This is a genomic window from Corallococcus sp. AB011P (assembly GCF_003611605.1).
Classification (GTDB): Bacteria; Myxococcota; Myxococcia; order Myxococcales; family Myxococcaceae; genus Corallococcus; species Corallococcus coralloides.
Genome location: NZ_RAVX01000041.1, coordinates 1 through 21,614, shown reverse-complemented (window position 1 = coordinate 21,614; position 21,614 = coordinate 1). Strand labels below are relative to the sequence as shown.

General features: G+C 70.4%; 17 protein-coding genes. 10 read left to right on the top strand and 7 right to left on the bottom strand.

Features of this window, described 5'->3' with window-relative positions:
* Positions 1 to 652 precede the first annotated feature (652 nt).
* The 3 genes from D7X30_RS40805 to D7X30_RS40795 form a co-directional block, all read right to left on the bottom strand.
* Positions 653 to 1,912, bottom strand: a complete 1,260-nt coding sequence (locus D7X30_RS40805) for a PPC domain-containing protein (RefSeq protein WP_120568382.1) — start codon at positions 1,910 to 1,912, stop codon at positions 653 to 655.
* A 92-nt stretch (positions 1,913 to 2,004) separates the two neighbouring features.
* Entirely contained in the window at positions 2,005 to 2,337 is a 333-nt protein-coding gene (locus tag D7X30_RS40800) for a hypothetical protein (RefSeq protein WP_120568381.1), read from the bottom strand.
* On the bottom strand, positions 2,334 to 3,899 hold the full coding sequence (locus D7X30_RS40795) for an alpha/beta hydrolase-fold protein (RefSeq protein ID WP_233592110.1): 1,566 nt from the start codon (positions 3,897 to 3,899) through the stop codon (positions 2,334 to 2,336). Before D7X30_RS40795 ends, D7X30_RS40800 begins: the two co-directional genes overlap by 4 nt.
* A gap of 218 nt (positions 3,900 to 4,117) precedes the next feature.
* Here D7X30_RS40795 and D7X30_RS40790 point away from each other — a divergent pair, with 218 nt between their 5' ends.
* The gene (locus D7X30_RS40790) at positions 4,118 to 4,321 is read left to right on the top strand and encodes a YtxH domain-containing protein (RefSeq protein WP_120568379.1); all 204 of its coding nucleotides are present in this window, start codon (positions 4,118 to 4,120) and stop codon (positions 4,319 to 4,321) included.
* A gap of 108 nt (positions 4,322 to 4,429) precedes the next feature.
* Here the strand turns inward: D7X30_RS40790 and D7X30_RS40785 are convergent, their stop codons facing one another.
* Complete coding sequence (locus D7X30_RS40785; protein ID WP_120568378.1) at positions 4,430 to 5,806, bottom strand: hypothetical protein; 1,377 nt, start codon at positions 5,804 to 5,806, stop codon at positions 4,430 to 4,432.
* Positions 5,807 to 6,030: 224 nt separating this feature from the next.
* The gene (locus D7X30_RS40780; RefSeq protein WP_147443440.1) at positions 6,031 to 7,395 is read right to left on the bottom strand and encodes a hypothetical protein; all 1,365 of its coding nucleotides are present in this window, start codon (positions 7,393 to 7,395) and stop codon (positions 6,031 to 6,033) included.
* 178 nt (positions 7,396 to 7,573) lie between these two features.
* Here D7X30_RS40780 and D7X30_RS40775 point away from each other — a divergent pair, with 178 nt between their 5' ends.
* The gene (locus D7X30_RS40775) at positions 7,574 to 8,404 is read left to right on the top strand and encodes an urease accessory protein UreD (RefSeq protein ID WP_120568376.1); all 831 of its coding nucleotides are present in this window, start codon (positions 7,574 to 7,576) and stop codon (positions 8,402 to 8,404) included.
* On the opposite strand, the gene D7X30_RS40770 is transcribed toward D7X30_RS40775, so the two are convergent.
* Positions 8,405 to 9,643, bottom strand: coding sequence for a hypothetical protein (locus D7X30_RS40770; protein ID WP_120568375.1), 1,239 nt, complete (start codon positions 9,641 to 9,643; stop codon positions 8,405 to 8,407). It lies immediately after the preceding gene.
* Positions 9,644 to 9,765: 122 nt separating this feature from the next.
* Here D7X30_RS40770 and ureA point away from each other — a divergent pair, with 122 nt between their 5' ends.
* The 8 genes from ureA (at position 9,766) to D7X30_RS40730 (ending at position 19,192) form a co-directional block, all read left to right on the top strand.
* Complete coding sequence (gene ureA, locus D7X30_RS40765; RefSeq protein WP_120568374.1) at positions 9,766 to 10,551, top strand: urease subunit gamma; 786 nt, start codon at positions 9,766 to 9,768, stop codon at positions 10,549 to 10,551.
* Positions 10,548 to 12,263, top strand: coding sequence for an urease subunit alpha (gene ureC / locus D7X30_RS40760; protein ID WP_120568373.1), 1,716 nt, complete (start codon positions 10,548 to 10,550; stop codon positions 12,261 to 12,263). The genes ureA and ureC overlap by 4 nt, the downstream gene beginning before the upstream one ends.
* 13 nt (positions 12,264 to 12,276) lie before the next feature.
* Positions 12,277 to 12,939 (top strand): urease accessory protein UreF, encoded by a 663-nt coding sequence (locus tag D7X30_RS40755; RefSeq protein ID WP_120568372.1) that lies wholly within the window; start codon positions 12,277 to 12,279, stop codon positions 12,937 to 12,939.
* A gap of 26 nt (positions 12,940 to 12,965) precedes the next feature.
* Positions 12,966 to 13,682, top strand: a complete 717-nt coding sequence (gene ureG, locus D7X30_RS40750; protein WP_120568371.1) for an urease accessory protein UreG — start codon at positions 12,966 to 12,968, stop codon at positions 13,680 to 13,682.
* 98 nt (positions 13,683 to 13,780) lie between these two features.
* Entirely contained in the window at positions 13,781 to 16,261 is a 2,481-nt protein-coding gene (locus D7X30_RS40745; protein ID WP_370052120.1) for an ATP-binding protein, read from the top strand.
* Positions 16,261 to 17,034, top strand: coding sequence for a helix-turn-helix domain-containing protein (locus D7X30_RS40740; protein ID WP_120568383.1), 774 nt, complete (start codon positions 16,261 to 16,263; stop codon positions 17,032 to 17,034). The genes D7X30_RS40745 and D7X30_RS40740 overlap by 1 nt, the downstream gene beginning before the upstream one ends.
* Before the next feature lie 33 nt (positions 17,035 to 17,067).
* Positions 17,068 to 17,433, top strand: a complete 366-nt coding sequence (locus tag D7X30_RS40735) for a VOC family protein (protein WP_120568370.1) — start codon at positions 17,068 to 17,070, stop codon at positions 17,431 to 17,433.
* Positions 17,434 to 17,614: 181 nt separating this feature from the next.
* Positions 17,615 to 19,192 (top strand): response regulator, encoded by a 1,578-nt coding sequence (locus D7X30_RS40730; RefSeq protein ID WP_120568369.1) that lies wholly within the window; start codon positions 17,615 to 17,617, stop codon positions 19,190 to 19,192.
* Positions 19,193 to 19,196: 4 nt separating this feature from the next.
* On the opposite strand, the gene D7X30_RS40725 is transcribed toward D7X30_RS40730, so the two are convergent.
* Complete coding sequence (locus D7X30_RS40725; protein ID WP_120568368.1) at positions 19,197 to 20,375, bottom strand: acyltransferase; 1,179 nt, start codon at positions 20,373 to 20,375, stop codon at positions 19,197 to 19,199.
* Positions 20,376 to 21,614: the final 1,239 nt, after the last annotated feature.

Here is a 21,614-nt window from a genome sequence, read left to right as displayed (position 1 = left end):
CCCGCTCGGGTGCAGCCGCCCCAGCGCGATATCGCGCTCGATTTGCGCCTCCACATAGGCCACGAGTCCTCCCCGTCCCATCCCCATCCCCTTCCTCGTCCCAGCATCGCCATCCAACCACAGGGGTCTGACATGGATGTGCGGGCCCACCCTCCGCGTCGATTGCCGGGCCAGCGCGCCCCCGGGCCGCATGGGGCGAAAACCTGTCCGACAGTCGGACAAGTTCGTGGGCCCCAGGCGGCGAAAACCTGTCCGACAGTCGGACAAGTTCGTGGGCCCCAGGCGGCGAAAACCTGTCCGACAGTCGGACAGGTTTTGAGGGAACCGGCCCCGGGCGGGCGCCTCTGTCCGTGCCCTCATTCTGGTGCCCGCGCACGCACGACGTCGCGGCTGCCGCCGTGCTCCGCGAGGCGTGCGGCCCCGGCTTCATGCAGTGCGGACCTGTCCGACAGTCGGACAGGTTTTGAGGCCACCGTGCCCGGGCGGGCGCCTCTGCTCGTGGGCCCGCCTTGGCGTCCGCTTGAGTTCCCGTTGTGGCCCACCGCGGCGCTCCGCGAGGCGCGCGTCCTCGCGGAGGATTTGGGGTCGCGGGATGGAGTGACGGACTGCTGGGGCCTTCTCGGGCGCCTCACTCCCGCGGTGGCCTCCCCGCTCAGTACTCGTGCTGGATGAGCCAGAACACCGCGGTGCGGTGCGACACGGGGAAGTACACGATGTAGAGGTTGTGGAAGTCGTGCGCGCCCGCGGCCACCAACGGGTCGTCGTAGAGGTGCGCCACCACCGGCACCTCCGTGCCGTTGCCCAGCTCCTGCGGCAGCACCTGGCCCAGCTCCGGGAAGGCCCACGCGATGCGGCTCGCGAAGTCCGCGTACGTCAGGTCCGGCTGCCGCGTGAACTGCACGCGCTGGTTGGACGACAGCTCCGGCAGCGTGGCGAACGCTCCCTCCACCACCCAGTCCAGCTGCGTGGGCTGCGTGTCCGCCACGGAGGGCACGTTGAACGTCCAGAGGAACTCGTCGCAGGAGTTCTCGCCGGCCTTGCACCGCGCGTGGCCGTCCGCCCGGGCCTCGTTGATGGCGTCGTTGTCCTCCAGCTCCGTGAGCGGCAGCGGGCCCGCGCCGTAGTAGCGCCGGTAGAAGTCCTTGCACACCGGCCACATCCGCGACGTGAACGCCGCCTCGCCGTTGGCGCACCAGGGCTTCTGGCCGGAGGACACCGCGCACTGCGACAGCCAGGCGTCGTGCGCGTCCTGCGCGTCCGTGCACTGGGGCAGCGCCTGCGCCGGCGTCACCTGCTGCGTCTCCACCACGCTCTCGTCACACACCTCGATGCGCGTGGCCACGTCCAGGTCGCACGCGGTGAACAGGTCATCCTGCGCGCAGGCGCCGTTGAGACAGCCCAGTGCCAGGCGGAACTTCTTGCCCGCGCCCGTGCCGGTGCTCACCACCGCCAGGTACTCGCCGCCCTGAGCCAGCGTCAGGCTGGCCACCTTGGACAGCTGGCCGTAGCCCGCGTCGTCGTCCTGCGCGAGCACCGTGGTGCCGTAGCTGCCGCTGGCGTTCTTCGGACCGTAGATGAACAGGCCCGTGTCCAGGTACATGCTGCTGCCCAGGTGCGTGACCTCCAGGCTCACCCTCGCGCCCGCGGCCACGTTGAAGCTGAAGGACAGAGACTGCGGATTCGTCGTGAACTGCGTCTGCACCGCGCCGTTCAGCCCCACCGGACCCAGGTACGCAGTGCTGTCCACGATGTTGCCGCTCGCGGGCACGGGCGGCGGGTACAGGATGGACTGCGTGCTCGCGCCCACCTCCGCGGGCGCTTCTTGCGAAACCACCGGCTCCTGTGACGGACCACACGCCGCCACGAGCAACGACGGCACCAGCCACCACAGCCGATTCCAGGCGTGACGCATACAACACTTCCTTCTTGTCTTTGGGGGATTGCAGCTTTTGAGAGAGAAGGCGTGTTCCACACCCGGAGGTGGGCGTTCAAGTCACAACCGGTTCACGGGGACTGGGGCAGGTCCTGGAACCAGGCGGCGTAGGGCGTGTTCCGCACGAGGCGCCGGTTGAGGTCCGGTGTGCCGTCCGTCCACCACGGAGGGCCCCGCTCTCCCAGGCCCACCTTGGCGCGGTGCACGCGGTTCCGCGCCCGGCGCTCCAGGGCTGCGTCCTTCGCGCGCTTCGCCCGGCCCACGTCGGCTCGGGCCCGCATCAGCGCGGCCACCAGCAGCTCTCGCTGCCGGGGCCCGAGCGCCGGATTGGAGCGGCGCCACAGCCGCCCGTCCACCACCAGGTAGCGTCCATCCGGGGTGGTGGGGGGCGGCGGCTTCGTCACTGCTTCACGGGATACAAGAAGCGCAGGAGGTCACCGAAGCGCGCGCTCCACGCGGCCTCGTTGTGCTGGCCTCCATCCACCACCGTGTACTTGAGGTCGTCGTCCAGCACCCAGCCCTTGGCCACCAACGCGTCGCGCAGCGCCTGCGCATCCGCCACCGTCTCCGCCTCGTCGCCGTCGCCGTCGCCTTCCTTGGTGCCGATGTCCTCCCAGATGCGCAGCGCGGGCTTCGTGGTGAGCGCGTTCACCTGCGAGACAATCTCCCGGTCCGCCCACCACACCGACGGCGACACCACACCCAGCCGGGTGAAGACGTCCGGGTGCTTGAGCCCCAGCGACATGGACACGAGCCCGCCCAGCGACGAGCCCGCGAGCCCCGTGAACTCCGCCTCCGGCTTCGTGCGGAACTTCGCGTCGATGCTCGGCTTCAGCTCCTGGATGAGGAACTGGCCGTACACGTCCGCGCGGCCCGCGTCCGGGTACTTCGGCGGGAAGGGCACGGGCGTGTACTCCGCGAGGCGGTCCTCCCCGGCGTTGTAGATGCCCACGATGATGAGCGGCTCCACCGCACCGGACTCCACCAGCGCCTGCGCCGTCTCATCCACGTTCCACTCCCCGGCGAACGCGGTGCTGACGTCCATCAGGTTCTGGCCGTCGTGCATGTAGAGCACCGGGTAGCGGCGCGTGGGGTCCGCCTCATAGCCGGGCGGCAGCCAGATGATGATGTCGCGCGGCTTGAGCGTCGGGTCCGTGGGCGTGACGTTGCGCAGGTAGCGCACGTCGCCGGTGAGCGGCGGGGGCGGCGGAGGCGTGGTCAGGTCCGCCCAGCCCTTCACCACCACGGGCACGCGCTCGAAGCCGCCGCCGGTGGTGAAGGTGTGGTTGGCCACCTCCGCGCCCGTTTCGCTCTTCTCCACCGTCTCCCACGAGCCGCGCGTCACCTTGAACTCCAGACCCGTGCCCGCCGCGAAGGTGACGGTGCCGGCGTAGGCGTTGTCCACGGCCGGGTAGAGCTCCACCCCCGCGCCATTCCAGTTCCCCAGTTCCGGCTGGTTTCCGGACAGCCACACCTTGGCCCCGGCCGGTGTGATGTCCGGGACCTGGACGATGAACACGGTCCTCGCGCCTGTCTGCCCCCCCTCGGCGCCGAAGCGCTCCACCGTGAGGGCGACACGCTCCTCGTTCTCACGGGCAGTGACGGTGTGGTCCGCCTCCGGTGCCCCCTGGGCATCCAGCGCCACCTGGGGCGTGGGCGCCGTCATCCGCACCGCGTAGGTGAAGGCGGTGCCCTTGGGCAGCCGGGCCTTCAGGCTGAACTGACGGCCGCCCTGGTAGACCAGCTCCAGGCCCCGCCCGTCCGTGCCGCTGAACGTGGCGGTGGGGCCCTGGAGGAAGAGCTCCGCGTCGACCGGGGTCTCCGGCGGGACGGTGAGGTCGAACTGGACGTCGGAGTAGAGCTGCTCGATGGGCTTCGGCTCGTCGGAGGGACAGCCCCAGAGGACCGTCAACGCCAGGACGAGCAGCACGGTGGGCCGTGAGGGCCGCGAGGACGACAAAGACATGGATGGGTGGGCCTCCGGGGGCGGGAACACAAGCCCCTCGTGAAGGCGCACCCTAGCAGCGTGTTCCGACAGCCATCAGTGGGGCCCGAACGCCCCTGAACGGACATCCCATGGGGCTGGCCCCTTGGCAGTTGGTGGACAGTGCCTACCTTGCGCCGCGCACGGGGAACAGGTGGGTCGCATCCCGCCAACCCCCTCAAGCGAAGGAGTCACACTGCATGAAGAAGCTGACGCTGCTGGCCTTGACGCTGAGTGCACTGTCCGTGGGTACGGGTTGCCACCGCAACACCCGCGAGTCCGCCAAGGACGACATGGAGCAGGCGGGCGACAAGGTGAAGGACACGGCCGAGGACGCCGCCGACGCCACGGGCGACGCCGCGGAGAAGGCCGGCGACAAGATCGAGGACGCGACCGACAAGTAGTCATCCGCCGCATCCGCGCGCGGAAGGAAACAAGCACCCCGGACGCCAGCCCCTTCACGGCGCCGGCCTCCGGGGTGTTGTCATGCATCGCGGATCAGCCGTGCGCGGCTAGAAGCCCGCCGCGAAGTCCAAGATGCTCCAGATCAGGCTGATCTGGTGGGACGTGCCCTGCGTCGTGCCGTAATCCGAGACGGTCCTGCCCGGCAGCGCGGGAATCTGGGGGCAGGTCAGCTGGCCGTGGATGGCCTGGGCGTAGCCGTTGGTGACGAGGGCGCTCGCGAAGGTGGAAGTGGAGGGAATCGTCACCTGGCCCGACGTGCTGACCGTGTTGTAGGCGCTGGTGTTCGAGAACGAGACGCCGATGGCGTCCGCGTCGAAGGCGTTGTTCCCGGTGATGACCTGGTTGATGGTCGGCGCGTTGACGTTCACGCGCCAGGTCCCTGCTTCACGCGCGGTGGCCACGCCGCTGATGGTCGTCCGGCCGGAGACGCGGCCCATGTGGTCGAAGCGGGCCTGGCACGGCGAGGTGCAGGGAATGCTGACAGGGAAGGGGAAGCGTACCGGGAACACCCCGCCCGGCCGGTGGATGATGAAGTCCCACCAGTAGAAGTAGATGCGGCGCGAGCACCGCAGTCCCAGCGACAGCTGGCTGGAGCCGGTGACCGTCCGGTTGAGGGTCGGGCCCATGGGGATGGCGTTGGCGCTCAGCGTGTGCTTCGCGCCCGGCCCGTTCCAGCCGTAGATGCTGCGGCCGGAGGTCGACACGAGGATGGACTGGGTGGTGGTGGGCGTGCGCGTCGTCGTGGTCGTCCAGCCGCAGGCGCACGGACCGATGATGGGGTACCACCAGTACCACTGCTGGACGTAGACCATGGCCTCGCCGCGCAGGTGCGGGAAGTCCTTGGACACCTCCTTCACCAGGTCGTACTCGCCCTGGCCAAACTTCGCGTCGAGCTCCGTGAGGACGGCGTCCAGCTCGCTGCTCACGTGCACGACGTCCTTCTCCGACGTGACGCCCTTGGACACGGTGAGGCTGCACTCCTTTTCGGTCGCGCAGTCCAGGTTCACGTCATAGGGCTGGGTGGCCAGCGCCTGACCCTGCGGATCCTCCAGCACCAGCTTCTGCGCCCAGCCCGTCTCCCAGGGCTTGTCCAGCGCGCCGAAGAGCTTCACCTGGGAGACCGCGCCCGCCTTGGGCGTCACGTTCACGCCCGCGTTGGCGGTGTCCTTGCCGTCATAGGAGACGAGCTTCGAGGACTGGGGCAGGTCGTCCTGCCGGTCCGTCCACAGGATGCTCGCGGTCAGCTCCCCGTCCACCAGCGCCACGTCGAGCACGGTGGCGATGTTCGGGCGGACCTCCTGCGGATCCGCGGCGTGGGCCGGCGCGGCCGCGAGCAGCCCTCCGAGCGCGAAGGAGGAGACGGTCAGCGAGCGCAGCCAGGACGGCACGAGGCCAGACAGGCCTCGCGAGGAGTGTTGGGGCATGTGGCAATCCCTTACGGACGAATGGGGGTCCGACCTCCGGCGCGAAGGGCCAGAGGTCGGTCTCCCCTCAGAGCAGGTCCCGTGCCAGGGATTGCGTCATGTCTGCCATTGATGCTGGTTTCGGAGGGAATACGTGGTTTTCCACGATGTTTCCGAAAACGTTGCTTGCGCTGGGGATGTGTCCCTTTGCGCTACGGCGGCCCCGCCGGGTGTAGCGCGGAGGGCTACAGGATGCTGAAGAAGTCCTGGACGCTCTTCTCCATGGAATCCACCTCATTCTCTGGGAGCGTATAGGTGGACTGGATGTCAAAGGCGCGGCCAATGGGACTCAGGCCTCCGCCCGGGCACACCGCGACGCCCTGCACGGCGATGGCGTAGTTGCCCTGTGCCCGGCCGTACGGCTGCCAGGTGCTGGCGTTGCCGTTGTAGGCGTGGAAGGCCTCGCCGGACGTCTGCACGTAGCCTGAGCCGCTGCCCGCGTTGTGCGTGGCAATCCCCCTGTCGAATTCCTGGTCGCCGGTGGGCGCGTAGCGGGTCTCGTTCAGCAGTGGGCTCAGGCCATTGCCCAGGTGGTACTTGCTCTGCTCCATGGCCGACGCGTTGGGGATGGTGGGCGGGGGGAAGGGGGTGGTGCTCTGCGCGGTCGCTTTGCCGGTGATGCGGCCGAAGTGGCTGAACCGGCCGCTGCACGTCCCGGCGCAGGTGCTGTAGACGGGCTGGAGCATGCGCACGGGCTTCACCAGCCCGCCGGGCTGCCGGATGCCGAACTCCTGCGTGAGGATGGAGGCCAGCGACGTGCAGTGGAGGGTCAGGGTGACGCGGCTGCTGCCCTGCGTGGTCAGGCGGGCGTTGGAGGGCTTGTTCTGGGACAGGGGGCGCGAGTACAGGTTGTGCGCCGCGCCCAGGCTCGTTCCCGAGGAGTTGGTGCGCGAGTAGGACGCCTCCCAGGAGCACTGGCAACCCTCGGCGGGGCCGATCTTGATCAGGCCGTGGGCGTAGCTCAGGGCCTCGCCGTACAGCGAGGGCTCACGCCGGGCCACCTCGCGCACCAGGTCGAATTGTTTCGTCCCCATCTCCTTCTCGATGGCGCCGAGGGTCTTCTGCAGGGCGTTGCTCACGTGCAGGACCTCGCGGCTGGCGGAGATGCCCGGCGCGGCCGTCAACTGGCAGGTCTTCTCGTCCTCGCAGGCGAGGCTGACGTCATAGGGCTGGCTGGCCAGCTCCCGGCCCTGCGCCTCACGCACGACGAGCCGCTGGGCCCAGCCCGTCTCCCACGGCTCCTGCACCGCGCCGGACAGCTTCACCTCCACCTCCTCGCCGGCCTTGGGCGAAAGCCGCTCGCCCGCGGTGATCTTCTCCGTGCCGTCATAGGACAGGACCTCCACCTCCCCGGGCAGGGACTTCGACTCCGCGGACCAGCGGATGCGCGCGGTCAGCTCGCCGTCCTGCATGGACACGTTGACGATGGTGGCAGGCATCTCGCGCGTTTCAGCGGCGTGGGCGGGCGCGGCCACGAAGAGGCCGCCCACGGCGAACGAGGAAAGGGCCAGGGCTCGAAGCCAGGGGGCTCGGGAGGAACGACGGTGCATGGTGCTGTCCCTTGGGAAGAGGGGTTCCGCCATTTCTGACATGCGATGTCAGATTTGGCGGCCCGCCCCAAGAGCAGGTTGCGTGCCAGCGAGCCTCATGTCTGTCGCGAGGGATGCGGCTGTAGCGCGAAACGCTACGCGGGCCGGGTCTGCTGCCCCGCCGTGCTAGAAGGGAAGGGTGATTTCCGCTCATCCCGGCCCGGAGCGCGCGGGCGTCGCGCGGCTCGCGTTCGAGCGCTCGGGGCCCCGCACCGTGGTGCGCACCGCGCTGGCGCACAGCCCCTTGCGGCTGCTCACGCCGCGCAACCACGGCCACGCGGCGTGGGCCTATACCAGCTCCTTCGGTGGCGGGCTGGTGGACGGGGACCACCTGCGGCTGGAGGTGGACGTGGCGGACGGCGCGTCGGCGCTGCTCGCGACGCAGGGCGCGAACCGGGTCTACCGCTCGCCCAACGGTTGCCGCAGTGACCTCGTCGCGCGCGTGGGCCGGGATGCGCTGCTGGCCTGGGTGCCGGACCCCACCGTCTGCTTCACCGACGCCCGCTATTCACAGACGTTGGACGTGACGCTGTCACCGGGAGCGTCGCTGGTGCTCGTGGACGTGGTGACGGCGGGCCGCAGCGCCCGGGGCGAGCGCTGGGCCTTCCTGCACTACGCCTCGCGCCTGCGCGTCGCGCGGGAAGGGCGCGCGTTGGTGGATGAGCGCTGGGTGCTGGACCCCGCGCACGGCGCGCTGCCGGAGCGGCTGGGCCGCTTCGACGCGCTGGCGTCCGTGCTGCTGGTGGGGCCCGCGTTGAAGGACGCGCGGGAGGCCCTGGCCGCGCGCGTGGCGGCCCTGCCGGTGAAGCCTCGCGCCCGGGAGGTGGTCTCCGCCAGTCCCCTGGGCGAGGACGGACTGCTGCTTCGCGTGGCGGCCGTGTCGTTGGAGACGCTGCTGGCCACCACGCGCGACTGGCTGTCCTTCCTGCCGGGCCTGCTGGGAGATGATCCGTGGGCCCGGCGGGTGTGACTAATAGCGGGTGATGTCGAACGTGCTGTAGTTCTTGTACAGCTGGTCGATGTGATCCGCCGTCAGGTTGATCGCGTCCTTGTGGTTGTTCGTCTTCCACTCGGCGGTGTTCGCGTCCAGCAGGCGGTTCGGGCCGTCCGTCTTGTGCAGGCCCAGCACGTGGCCTTCCGCGGCCTCGCCCGACTTGCGCAGGCCGATGCGGTAGTGGCCGTTCTCCTTCGTGCCGTCGTACAGCTTCTGCGCGAAGGTGTCGGGGGTGATGGGCTCGAAGTCCTGCACCTTCACGCCCGGGTGGCCGCCGCCACGGCCCGTGCGGAAGTCGTCCACCAGGTGGGAGATGGACTGCTGCTTCTGGGCGATGGCGTCCTTGTCCTGGGTGAGCTGGGCCATCCCCGCCTTGAGCTCCTGGGTCAGCTGGTTGCGCTGCGCCGTCAGCCCCTGGCGCTGCTCCAGCGTCAGGTCCGGGTTGGTGAGCAGCTCGTTGATCTCCTTGCGCTGCGCGCTCTTGCCCTGGAGCTGCTTCACGCTGCCCTCCAGCTTGGAGATGTCATCCAGGTGCGCGCCGTTCAGCTTCGTGAGGGCGTCGCTCTGCAGGTGCTCGGCGTGCTGCTTGTCGATGAGCTTGCCGAAGTGGTTGTCCGTCAGCTTGCCGAACGCCTGCGAGCCCTTCAGCGGGTCACCGCCCGCCTCCTTGCCGGTGCGGATCCACTCGGAGGTCATCGCGCTGCACACGCCCGCGTCCGTGCCGGCGGGCATGTTCGGCTGCTTCAGCATCGGGTGGCCGCCCTGGTCCGTGTAGCGCAGCACCTCCGCGCCCGGATTCTCCAGCTTCATGTCCTCGACGATCTTCTGGATTTCAGGGCGCGGCGTCATGGCCTTGCCCTTGCCCGGCGTGCGGCCCAGGGCCATGTCCGCGATGTCGCTCTCGGAGAGGTTGGGCGACTGAAGCTGCGGACCCTGGAGCGAGTTCGCGTCGATGTTCGGGCGCGACGGCGAGGCCTGCGGGCTGCCGGACGGCTTGAACGCGTCACCCTGGGGCGTCGTCCCGGTGGGCGTTGTCGGCCGGGAGACATTCGGCGAGCCCGTGGGCGACGCGGTGGGTGAGGCCGTGGGCGTCGTCGGCTTCGCGGCAGGAGCGCCCGGCTTCGAGAAGGTCGGCTGGGCCACCGTGTTCGTCGTCTTCGGCGGAGCGGGAGGCGCCTTGGGCGTCTTGGGGAAGCCGGCCTTGAAGCTCTTCATGGGGGACTCCGGAGGGGGAGAACGGCGCGAGGGGCCCCCATCCTGGCCCACGCTGACGCGCCGCGCTAGGGTCTGCCAGGTCGGCGCATCCCGCACCCCGAAGAACCGAGGGAGTCGGACCCATGCATCTGTCCCCCCGTGACGTGGACAAGCTGCTGCTGCACCAGGCGGGCGTCGTCGCCCAGAAGCGGCTGGCGCGAGGCCTGCGCCTCAACTACCCGGAGGCCGTGGCGCTCATCGCCACCCAGTTGCTGGAGTACATCCGTGACGGCCGCAGCGTGGCGGAGCTGATGGACCTGGGGCGCCGGTTCCTGGGGCGCGCGCAGGTGATGGACGGCGTGCCGGAGATGCTGGCGGAGGTGCAGGTGGAGGGCACCTTCCCGGACGGCACCAAGCTCGTCACCGTGCACCACCCGGTGGTGGCGGAGCACGGGGACCTGTCGCTGGCGCTCTACGGCAGCTTCCTGCCGGTGCCTCCGCTGGAGCGCTTCACCGTGCCCGCCGCGTCACCGGAAGGGCCGCCCGGGCACGTGCGCGCGGCGGAAGGCGCGCTGGAGCTCAACGCGGGCCGCAAGGCCATCACCCTGCGCGTCACGCACCGGGGCGACCGGCCCATCCAGGTGGGCAGTCACTACGCGTTCGCGGAAGTGAACCGCGCGCTGGTGTTCGACCGGGGCCGCGCCTACGGCCACCGGCTGGACATCCCCGCGGGCACGGCGGTGCGCTTCGAGCCCGGCGAGGTGAAGACGGTGCCGCTGGTCCCCATCGCGGGCGAGCAGGTGGTGCGCGGCGGCAACGCGCTGGGCAGCGGCAAGGTGTCCGACGAAGGCCGTGAGCGCCTGTTGGAAGCCGTGCGAGCGCAGGGCTTCGGTCACGAGGATGAGACCCCCGAGGAGGAACGCTCATGAGCCGCAAGCTGGATCGCCGCCACTACGCGGACATGTTCGGTCCCACCACAGGGGACCGGGTGCGGCTGGGCGACACCGGCCTGTGGCTCCAGGTGGAGCGTGACGCCACCGTCTACGGCGACGAGTGCAAGTTCGGCGGCGGCAAGGTGCTGCGTGAAGGCATGGGCCAGCGCGCGGGAGTAGGGGACGCGGACGCGCTCGACTGCGTCATCACCAACGCGCTCGTGGTGGACTGGACGGGCATCTTCAAGGCGGACGTGGGCATCAAGGCGGGGCGCATCTCCGCCATTGGCAAGGCGGGCAACCCGGACGTCATGGCGGGCGTCACGCCGGGCATGGTGGTGGGCGTCACCACGGAGGTCATCGCGGGTGAAGGGCTCATCCTCACCGCGGGCGGCCTGGACACGCACATCCACTTCATCAGCCCGCAGCAGGCGGACGAAGCCATCGCCAGCGGCATCACCACCTGGGTGGGCGGCGGCACCGGCCCCGCCACCGGCACCAACGCCACCACCTGCACGCCGGGCGCGTGGAACCTGGCGCGCATGCTGGAGGCCACGGACACGCTTCCCCTGAACATCGGCCTCACCGGCAAGGGCAACACGTCCCTGCCGGAGGGCTTGTTGGATCAGGTGCGCGCGGGCGCCATCGGACTCAAGCTGCATGAAGACTGGGGCACTACGCCCGCGGCCATCGACACGTGCCTCACGCTGGCGGACGCGGAGGACGTGCAGGTCACCATCCACACGGACACGCTGAACGAGTCCGGCTACGTGGATGACTCGCTGGCGGCGTTCAAGGGCCGCACCATCCACACGTACCACTCGGAGGGCGCGGGCGGAGGCCATGCGCCGGACATCATCCGCGTGTGCGGCGCGCCCAACGTGCTGCCCAGCTCCACCAACCCCACGCGGCCGTACACGGTGAACACGCTGGACGAGCACCTGGACATGCTCATGGTGTGTCACCACCTGGACCGCGAGATTCCGGAGGACGTGGCCTTCGCGGAGAGCCGCATCCGCGGAGAGACGATTGCCGCGGAGGACATCCTCCACGACCTGGGCGCCATCAGCATGATGGCGTCCGACAGCCAGGCCATGGGCCGCGTGGGCGAGGTCATCACCCGCACGTGGCAGACGGCGCACAAGATGCGCGAGCAGCGCGGGCGGCTCCCCGGCGAGCAGGGCGACAACGACAACCTGCGCATCCGCCGCTACGTGGCGAAGTACACCATCAACCCGGCCATCGCCCACGGGCTGTCCCACGAGGTGGGCTCCGTGGAGCCAGGCAAGCTCGCGGACCTGGTGCTGTGGCGGCCCGCCTTCTTCGGCGCGAAGCCGGAGCTGGTGCTCAAGGGCGGCTTCATCGCGTGGGGCCAGATGGGGGACGCGAACGCGTCCATCCCCACGCCGCAGCCGTACCTCATGCGCCCCATGTTCGGCGCGCGTGGAAGGGCGCGGGGCTCCACGAGCATCACCTTCGTGTCCGGGCGCGCGTTGAGGGAGGGCACCGTGCAGGGGCTGGGGCTCACCAAGCGGCTGTCCGCGGTGGTGGGCTGCCGCGCGCTGGGGAAGAAGGACATGCGCCTCAACGACGCGCTGCCGGTCATCACGGTGGATCCAGAGACGTACGAGGTCCGCGCGGACGGGGAGCTGCTTCGCTGCGAACCCGCCACCTGGCTGCCTTTGGCGCAGCGCTACTCGCTGTTCTGAAGGAACGCGCGCCATGGCTTCCGGCTGGAGGGTGTTGCAGCTGGCGGACTCGGGCTTTCCCACGGGGGGCTTCGCGCACTCGGGGGGCCTGGAGGCCGCGGTGCAGGCGGGCGAGGTGCGCGGCCCGGGTGACGTGCGGCGCTTCGTGGAGGCGCTGGTGTGGCAGGCGGGGCTGGGGGGCCTGCCGCTGGTGGGCGCGGCGTGGCGCGAGCCCTCTTCCCTGCCGGCGCTGGACGCGCGCGCGGATGCATTCCTCACCAACCACGTCGCGAACCGGGCCAGCCGCACACAAGGCAGGGCCTTCCTGGACACCTGCGCGCGCATCTTCCCGGAGGCCGTGGGGCCCGTGCGCGAGGCGGCCCGCGCGGCCCGTGTGAAGTTCCACCACGCGCCCGCGTTCGGCGCGGTGCTGCGCGCGCTGGACGTGGAGCAGGAGGACGCCCTGCGCCTCTTCCTGTCACTCACCCTGCGGGGCGCGCTGTCCGCGGGCGTGCGCATGGGCGTCATCGGCACGCATGAATCCCACCAGGTGCAGCACGCGGCCACGCCGCTGCTGGAGGCCGTCCTGGAGCAATGCAAGGCCTTGAGCGTGGAGGACCTGGCCCAGCCCGCGCCGCTGTGGGACCTGGTGGGCGCCACGCACGACCGGCTGTACTCCCGGCTGTTCCTGTCCTGAAACAAGAGACGAAAAGGAAGCGCGACATGCACGACGACGACCACCGCGGCCATGGGCAGGACGGGCACGAGCACACGCACGAGGACTGGGACCACCCGGGCCACTTCGACGCGCGCGACAAGCCGTACCGGCGTGACTACTCGCAGCGGGCCTTCACGATTGGGATTGGCGGGCCGGTGGGCAGCGGCAAGACGGCGCTGGTGCTGGCCCTGTGCAAGAAGCTGCGCGACCAGTACCGCCTGGGCGTGGTGACCAACGACATCTTCACCAAGGAGGACGCGGAGTTCCTGGTGCGCAATCAGGCCCTGTCCCCGGAGCGCATCAAGGCGGTGGAGACGGGTGGCTGCCCCCACGCCGCCATCCGCGAGGACATCAGCCACAACCTGCTCGCGCTGGAGCAGTTGATGGAGGAGCTGCACCCGGAGCTGCTCATCGTGGAGAGCGGCGGTGACAACCTGGCCGCGCAGTACAGCCGCGAGCTGGCGGACTACACGGTGTACGTCATCGACGTGGCGGGCGGGGACAAGGTGCCGCGCAAGGGCGGGCCGGGCATCACCCAGTCGGACCTGCTGGTCATCAACAAGACGGACCTGGCGCCGCACGTGGGCGCGGACCTGGGCGTGATGGACCGCGACGCCCGGAAGATGCGCGGCGAGGGCCCCTTCGTCTTCACCCAGGTCACGCACGACGTGGGAGTGGACGCGGTGGTGGGGCATCTGCTCGACGCCTGGCGGCGGCGATAGGAAGGCGCCTGGCGGCGGAGATAGGGACTGGACGAACGGTCCGTCCCGGGCCGCACTCCGCCACTGACAGCCGGAGCGGGACGTGTAGTGTGCCGCCCGTGGGCATCCTCGAGCGGGCACGGGTGGAGTGGTTCGCGGCGGCCTTCGGACTCGTCGTGGGCACCACGATGGTCTTCGTGCCCTACGAGTTCGGGGCCGCCATCTTCCAGGTCATCTACCCGTACGTCCGCTCGCTCGGCAGCCTCTTCCTGGTGGGCTCGGCGACGATGCTCGCCGCGATGCTGTACCCCACCTGGCCGCCCTTCGTGGGGTGGCTGGGCCGGGTGCTCTTCCTGGCGGCGGTGGCGTTCTACTGGTGGGCCGCCACCGTGCTGCCCCGGGGCATCACGGGCTTCATCCTGTACCCGCTGATGGCGGGCATGCTGCTGCTGGAGCGGGCCCACCGCTTCCAGGGGCGGGGCCTGCTGCCGGTGTTCATCGCCTGCGTGGCGCTGAGCTTCGGCGGGTTGATGGTCCTGGTCCCCAGCAGCTTCATCCGCCTGTCGCTGCTGTCGTTCGGACCGTTCATCCGGCTGCTGGGCGGCGCCTTCCTGGCGACGGGTGCCCTGCTGGCGGTGGGGCTGTGGCGCGGCCACGAGCGGGCCTGCCGCATCGCCGCGGGCAGCATGAGCGTCCTGTTCCTGAACATGACGCTCGCGCTGGGGTCGCGAGGCTCCTGGGCCGGGATGGGCGTGTACGCGGTGCTGGCCCTGGCCTGTCTGCTGTTGTGGCGGATGCGTCAGGTCCCGGCGCCGTCCGGGGTTCGCTGGCGGCTGTTCCGGGGCATGGCCCTGGCGTCGGTGCTGCCCATCCTGGGCGTGGGGGCGGTGACGTCGTACGTGGCCCAGCGGGCCATCTCGGCGGAGCTGCGCGGCAAGGCGCAGCAGGCGGTGCTGGCGGAGACGGCGTGGCTGGAGCAGTCGGCGGCCATCGCGCGCTCGCTCCTGCGTTCGCAGAGCCGGGACCCGGGCTTCATCGAAGCGGTGCGCAACGGGGACCGCAAGGAGATGGTCGAGCGGGTGGAGTTGCTGGAGAACGACACCGGCCTCTTCGACGCGGCGTGGCTGCTGGACGCCACCGGGGAGACGCTGGTGCCGTCCAAGCGGCTCAACCGCCTCACCGGCAATTTCGCGGAGCGCGAGTACTTCCAGCAGGCGCTGCACGGGGGCGACGCGGTGTGGGTATCGCGGCCCTTCCTCACCCGCGCGGGGCTGCCCTTCATCGTCTTCTCCACCCGGGTGGACCTGGGGGACGGCCAGCGCGTGGTGCTGGTGGGCGGGCTGTCCTTGAATCGGCTGGGCCTCCAGTCGACGCTGGCCTCGCGCAGCTACCACGTGGAGCTGTTCGACCGGCGCGACGGCATCCTGCTGCGGGAGACCGAACGCGGCGACGTGCTCACGCGGGCGCCGGTGCTGGGGATGTTGGCTCCGGAGGCGCTGTCGGCGCGGGAGGGCGTGCTGGAGGCGTTCAATGAATCCGGGCGCCGCCTGCTGGTGGCGCACGCGCAGGTGCCGGACACGGAGTGGACGGTGGTGGTGACGGCGCGGCTGCGCGAGGCGTTCGCGCCGGTGACGCGCATGGGCGCGTGGGTGGTGGGCATCGCGGTGCTGGCGGGCGCCATCTCGCTGCTCCTGTCGCAGTGGGTGGGGCGGGACGTGGCGGTGCGGCTGGAGACGCTGCGGGACGGCTTCGCCGCGCTGGGCACGCCCGCTCGGGAGCTGCGGGTGCAGGCCCTGGGCGACGACGAGGTCGCGCAGCTGGCGGACGGCTTCAACGACATGGCGGCGCGCATCGACCGGACGCAGAAGGAACTGCGCGAGGCCATCGCCATCCGGGACCAGTTCCTCTCCATGGCGAGCCACGAATTGCGCACGCCGCTGACGCCGCTGAAGGCGACGCTGGAGCTGCTCATCCGCCAGTCGGAGTCCGGCGTGGGGCTGACGCCGGAGCGGCAGCGCGCCACCTTCGAGCGGCTGACGCGGCAGGTGGACCGGCTGACGCGGCTGATTGGCGACATGCTGGACGTGTCGCGATTGCAGTCGGGGCGCTTCGCGCTGACGGTGGCGCCCATGGACCTGACGGCGCTGGCGCTCGAGGTGATGGAGCGCATCCAGTCCACGCGCCCGGAGCGCCAGGGGTTGTTGTCCCTGGACGCCCCGGACGGGCAGCTGGTGGGCCGGTGGGACGAGCAGCGGTTGGATCAACTGCTGACGAACCTGGTGGAGAACGCCCTGCGCTACTCGCCGCCGGGGACGCCGGTGTCCGTGCGGGTGCGCGAGGAGGACGGGCAGGTGCGGATGGACGTGGAGGACCGGGGCATCGGCATTCCGCAGGAGAGCCTGCCGCAGCTCTTCACGCCCTTCTTCCGCGCGCGCAACGCGACCGAGCACTACGCCGGAGGGCTGGGATTGGGGCTGGCCATCTGCCGCGAAATCGTGGAGCGCCACGGGGGCCGCATCCAGGCGAGCAGCGAGGGGCCGGGGAAGGGCACGTGCTTCACGGTGTGGCTGCCCCGCGCGGCCGTCGCGGACGCGGCCTGATGCGCTACGTGGAGGCGAGCCCCTGCGCGGCGCTGGCGCCGTACGTCCAGTGCTACTGGGCGCTGGAGCTGTCGGGAGCGGCGCCGGTGGGAGTGCACCGGGTGCTGCCGGACGGGTGCCTGGACATCCTGGTGGACCTGACGGACCGGGTGGGGCTGCACGTCGTGGGAGCGATGCGGGCGGCGGAGGTGGTGCCATTGTCCACGCATGCGTCCTTCATCGCGGTGCGCTTCCGGCCCGGGGGCGCGCAGCCGTTCCTGCGGCTGCCCTTGCTGGAATTGACGGACGCGAAGGTGGCGCTGGGGGACCTCTGGCCGCGCGAGGCGCGCGAGTGGCGGGAGCGGCTGGGCGCGGTGGAGGGGACGGCGGCGCGCTTCGCCCTGCTGGAGCGGCTGCTGCTGGGCCGGCTGCCCGGGCAGGAGGGGGACGTGGGGGTGCGGCACGCGGTGGACCTCATCCTGGGAGCAAAGGGGCAGGTGCCGGTGCGTTCGCTGGAGGGGGTGATGGGGGTGGGGGCGCGGCAGGTGGAGCGGCGTTTCCATGCGGCGGTGGGGCTGTCGCCGAAGGTGTTGTGCCGCATCGCGAGGATGCAGCACGCGGTGGAGCTGTCGCGGGAGCTGGAGGGCGCGGAGTGGGCGCTGGCGGCGGGGTACTACGACCAGGCGCACCAGGTGCGGGAATTCCGGGCGCTGACGGGGCTGACGCCGGGGGCGTACGTGCGCGAGCAGGCGGAGGTCGGATTCGTCCAATCGCCGGAGGCGGTGGGTGCCTAAGGTGGGGGTGTTCCCACTTCGAGGAGGCACACCATGTCCACCGCACCGCAGCAGGCCGAGCAGCACCACCGCATCGACTACATCGAGCTTCCCGCGAAGGACATCGCGGAGGCGAAGCGCTTCTACGGCGCCGTGTTCGGCTGGAGGTTCGAGGACTACGGCCCGGACTACACGAGCTTCATGGACGGGCGGCTGAACGGAGGCTTCGACAAGGAGCGGGAGGCGTCGAAGGGCGGCGCGTTGTTGGTGCTGTATTCGAAGGACCTGGACGCGACGCTGGCGAAGGTGCGCGAGGCCGGAGGGCGCATCGTGAAGGACACGTTCTCCTTCCCCGGCGGCAAGCGCTTCCACTTCACCGACCCCGCGGGCAATGAGCTGGCGGTGTGGACGGAGCCTTGAGGCGCTGAAGCGACGGCAGGGCGGGAGTGCCGTGGTTCACGCGCGCTGTCGCGGTCCCAACACTCCCGGTCCTCCCGTGACGCGTGGTGCGCGAATGGGCGGAACGCGGCGTGATGCCGGATCGCTTGTGCTCCTGGCGCGCGGTAGAAGTCGGGTCGGCTCCTCCCTGGGAATGTCGCCTGTGCTCGCTACCGCCAACGCCACCGTCCTCCACGTCAACGACACGCCCGCGAGCCTCTATCTGGGGACCTTCTCGCTGCGCCAGGCGGGCTACCACATGCTGGAGGCGGTCACCGGGGGGGAAGCACTGAGGGTCGCCTTCGATTCGCGCCCCGACGTCATCGTGCTCGACGTGAAGCTTCCGGACATGAGCGGCTACGACGTGTGCCGGCTCCTGAAGGAGGACCCTCGCACCCGCGAGATCTCCATCATCCACACCTCCGCCACCTTCATCACCGCGGAGAAGAAGGTCGTGGGCCTGCGCGCCGGCGCGGACGTCTACCTCACCCAGCCGTTCGACCCCGAAGAGCTCATCGCCACCGTCAACAGCGTCCTGCGCCTGCGGCGCGTGGAGCGCGAGGCCCTGGCGAACGCCGCCCGCCTGGAGGAGGCCGACCGCAAGAAGGACGAATTCCTCGCCATGCTCGCCCACGAGCTGCGCAACCCGCTGGCCGCCATCTCCGTCGCGGTGCAGATGCTCGGACAGAAGGACTCGAACGGCCTGTCCGAAGCCGACGCGCGCCGCCGCGACATCATCGAGCGGCAGGTGAGCCACCTGCGCCACCTGGTGGATGACCTGCTCGACGTCAGCCGCATCACGCGCGGCAAGTACGCCCTGCGCCGCGGCCGGCTGGACCTCAACACCGTGTTGCAGCACTCGCTCGCCGCCGCGCGGCCCGTGATGGAGGAGCGCGGGCTCATCCTGCGGGAAGCCTTCCCCACCGGGCCCTGCTGGGTGGACGGCGACCGGACGCGCCTGGAGCAGGTCTTCACCAACCTGCTCGACAACGCCGCCAAGTACTCACCCGAGGGCGGCATCGTCACCGTGGGCGCCCACATGGCCGGGGACTCCCGCGTGCGCGTCTCCGTGCAGGACACCGGCATCGGCCTGCGGCCGGAGGACCAGGAGCACATCTTCGAGCTCTTCGCGCAGCTGGACGCGGGCCTCGCGCGCAGCCGGGGCGGACTGGGCATTGGCCTGACGCTGGTGCGCCACCTCGTGACCGAACACGGTGGCCGGGTGGAGGTCTTCAGCGAGGGGCCGGGCCAGGGCAGCACCTTCACCATCACGCTGCCGCTGCTCATGGACGGCGCGAGGCCCGAGGCCACCGTGGAGCGTATCGAGTCCCGCCGGGGCGAGTGGCGCATCCTGCTGGTCGACGACAACCCCGACGCGCGCGAGGGCCTGCGCGAGATGCTCCAGCTGTGGGGCCACACCGTCGCGGTCGCCTCGGACGGCCCGGAGGCGCTCGCCATGGCGACCCCTGGCACCTACGACGTCATCATCCTGGACATCGGCCTGCCGGGTCTGGACGGCTATCAGGTGGCGCAAGAGCTGCGCGGGCGCGTGGCGTCGGACGCGCACCTCATCGCGCTCACGGGTTATGGGACGCCGGAGGACCGGGCCCGCAGCGAGGAGGCGGGCTTCGACCTGCACCTGGTCAAGCCCGTGGAGTTGGTGGAGATCGGCCGGGTGCTCGCGCAGCTGGGGCCCGTGAAGCGCGGCACGCGCCGCCGGTCCCAGGCGAAGAGCGCGTAGGCCTTCACGCCCGGGGCTGGAGGCCCGTCGCGGGTTGCTCCATGCCTCGCCGCGTCCACCGGTCGCGGATCCATGCCCGGGCGGGCTTCTCCACGCGCGCATGCGTGAGCACGCTCAATCCCACCGAGCCCACGACGAACGCCACCACCGCCCAGGCGGACGTGGGCGGCTCACCCAGCCGCTTGAGCACGGACTTCCAGGCGAACAGCACCGGCATGTGCAGGAGGAAGAGCGCATAGCTCGCCTCACCCAGCAGGCGCAGCGGCCGTGAAGCCAGCACCCGCGCCACGGCTCCCTGGCTCCACGACATCAGGATGATCAGCGCCGCGAACACCGGCGCCAGCAGCCCGTTGTGCAGCAGTGGGAAGGGCAGCGCGGTGCTCCCCGCGAGCGCCGCGATGACTCCCCCGCACACCACCGCCAGCGCCACCGGACGCGAGCGCTGCGCCGCTCCGGACCGCAGCAGGAAGAAGCGCGCCGCGAGGATGCCCAGGATGAACTCCGGCAGCCGCGCCAACGGATTGAAGCGCAGCGCCAACATCCACGGGCCGGAGTGGTACGCGGACGCCGTGCCTCCGGTGTGGTCCGGATCCGCCGCCATGTAGAGCGCCGGGAACACCAGCGCGGCGCCGTACGCCACCGCCGCGCCCACCGCGAGCGCCTTCGGCCCCAGCAGGCCCAGCCTGCCGGCCAGGAAGGGGAAGGCGGCGTAGAAGAACGCCTCCACCGCCAGCGACCAGCCCGAGCCGTTCCACGCCATCGCGGTCCACGGCGTCCAGCTCTGGAGCAGCAGCGGCGTGACCACCAGCGCCTCCGCGTGCTGCAGCCCCCTCGAGGGGTCCACCGCCCACGTGTCGCGCAGCCCCTTGAGGTACGAGGGCGCGTCGAGCGCCAGGCCCAACACATAGACAGGATAGATGCGCGCGAAGCGGGCCACCCAGAACGCCTTGCGCGCCTCGTACGTGTCCGGCGGACGCTCCAGGTAGTTGTAGCCAAGGATGAAGCCCGACAGGACGAAGAAGAAGCCGATGCTCACGTACCCACTGCCGAGCAGCCCATGTAGCCCCGGCGGCGCCTCCGTGCCGGTGAAGACCAGGTGATACACGTGGTAGGCGACGACGTGCGCGGTCGCGAGGAACCGCAGCCCGGTGAGTGCATGCAGTTGCTGCAGGGAAGAAACCATGAGGGCCGCGAGTCTCGCAGCCCCGCGCGCGCTCCTCAATCGGGCCCGGTGCCATGGACCTGCCCGGTGGCTGCGGAGACTCGCGGCACGAGTCAGGTCACCAGAAGTGTTTCAACCCCACCCACGGCCGGAAGTCCTTCGAGAGGACGCGCACCGTACGAGCTCCGCGATGGACCGCGGCGGCAGGCTTTGAGCAGCCGAAACGCGGGGCCACCGGGCAGGGCCGCCCGCCGGGCGCGCGGCTCAGAAACCTGTCCGACAGTCGGACAAGTTCGAGCCACACGAAGCCGAGGCCGCGCGCCCGGTGGAGCTCAGCCTCAGCCCGCGACGTCATGCGTGCGCGGGCGAAGAAGGCGGTGCCCCGGACAGGGCCTCCCCGCCGGGAACGCATGCTCAAAACCTGTCCGACAGTCGGACAAGTTCGAGCCACATGAAGCCGAGCTTGCTTCCTGGCGGAGTTCGCGGTGGGGCGAGAGTCGCGGGCGCGCGGACGACAAGTTGGGGCCACGGAGTGGACCCCTGCCGAGCACGCAGCCCAGAAACCTGTCCGACAGTCGGACAAGTTCGAGCCACATGAAGCCGGGCTTGCGCCCCTGTCGAAGTTCCGCGGTGGGTCGAGACGTCGTGCATGCGCGGACGGCAGGGGGGATCCACGAAGAGGGCCGGGAATGCATTCTCAAAACCCGTCCGACAGTCAGCCAAGTTCGAGCCACATGAAGCCGGGCTTGCGCCCCTGTCGGAGTTCCGCGGTGGGGCGTGACGTCGTGCATGCGCGGACGGCAAGGTGGATCCACGAAGAGGCCCCCTGTCGGGCGCGCAGCCCAGAAACCTGTCCGACAGTCGGACAAGTTCGAGCCACATGAGGCCGGGCTTGCGTCCCTGGCGGAGTTCGCTGTCGGCCGCGGCGTTGTGCGTGCGCGGACGGTAGGGCGGTCCACTGGCGGAGGCCCCCTCCGGGCGCACAGGCCAGAAACCTGTCCGACAGTCGGACAGGTTTTCGCCGCATGGGGCCCGCGAACTTGTCCGACAGTCGGACAGGTTTTTCGCCGACCGGGCCCGGAGGGCGTCCTCCTGGCTGGCAATGAGAATGAGGGGGGCCGCACGTCCATGTCAGACCCCTGTGGTTGGATGGCGATGCTGGGACGAGGAGGGATGGGGATGGGACGGGGAGGACTCGTGGCCTATGTGGAGGCGCAAATCGAGCGCGATATCGCGCTGGGGAGGCTGCACCCGAGCGGA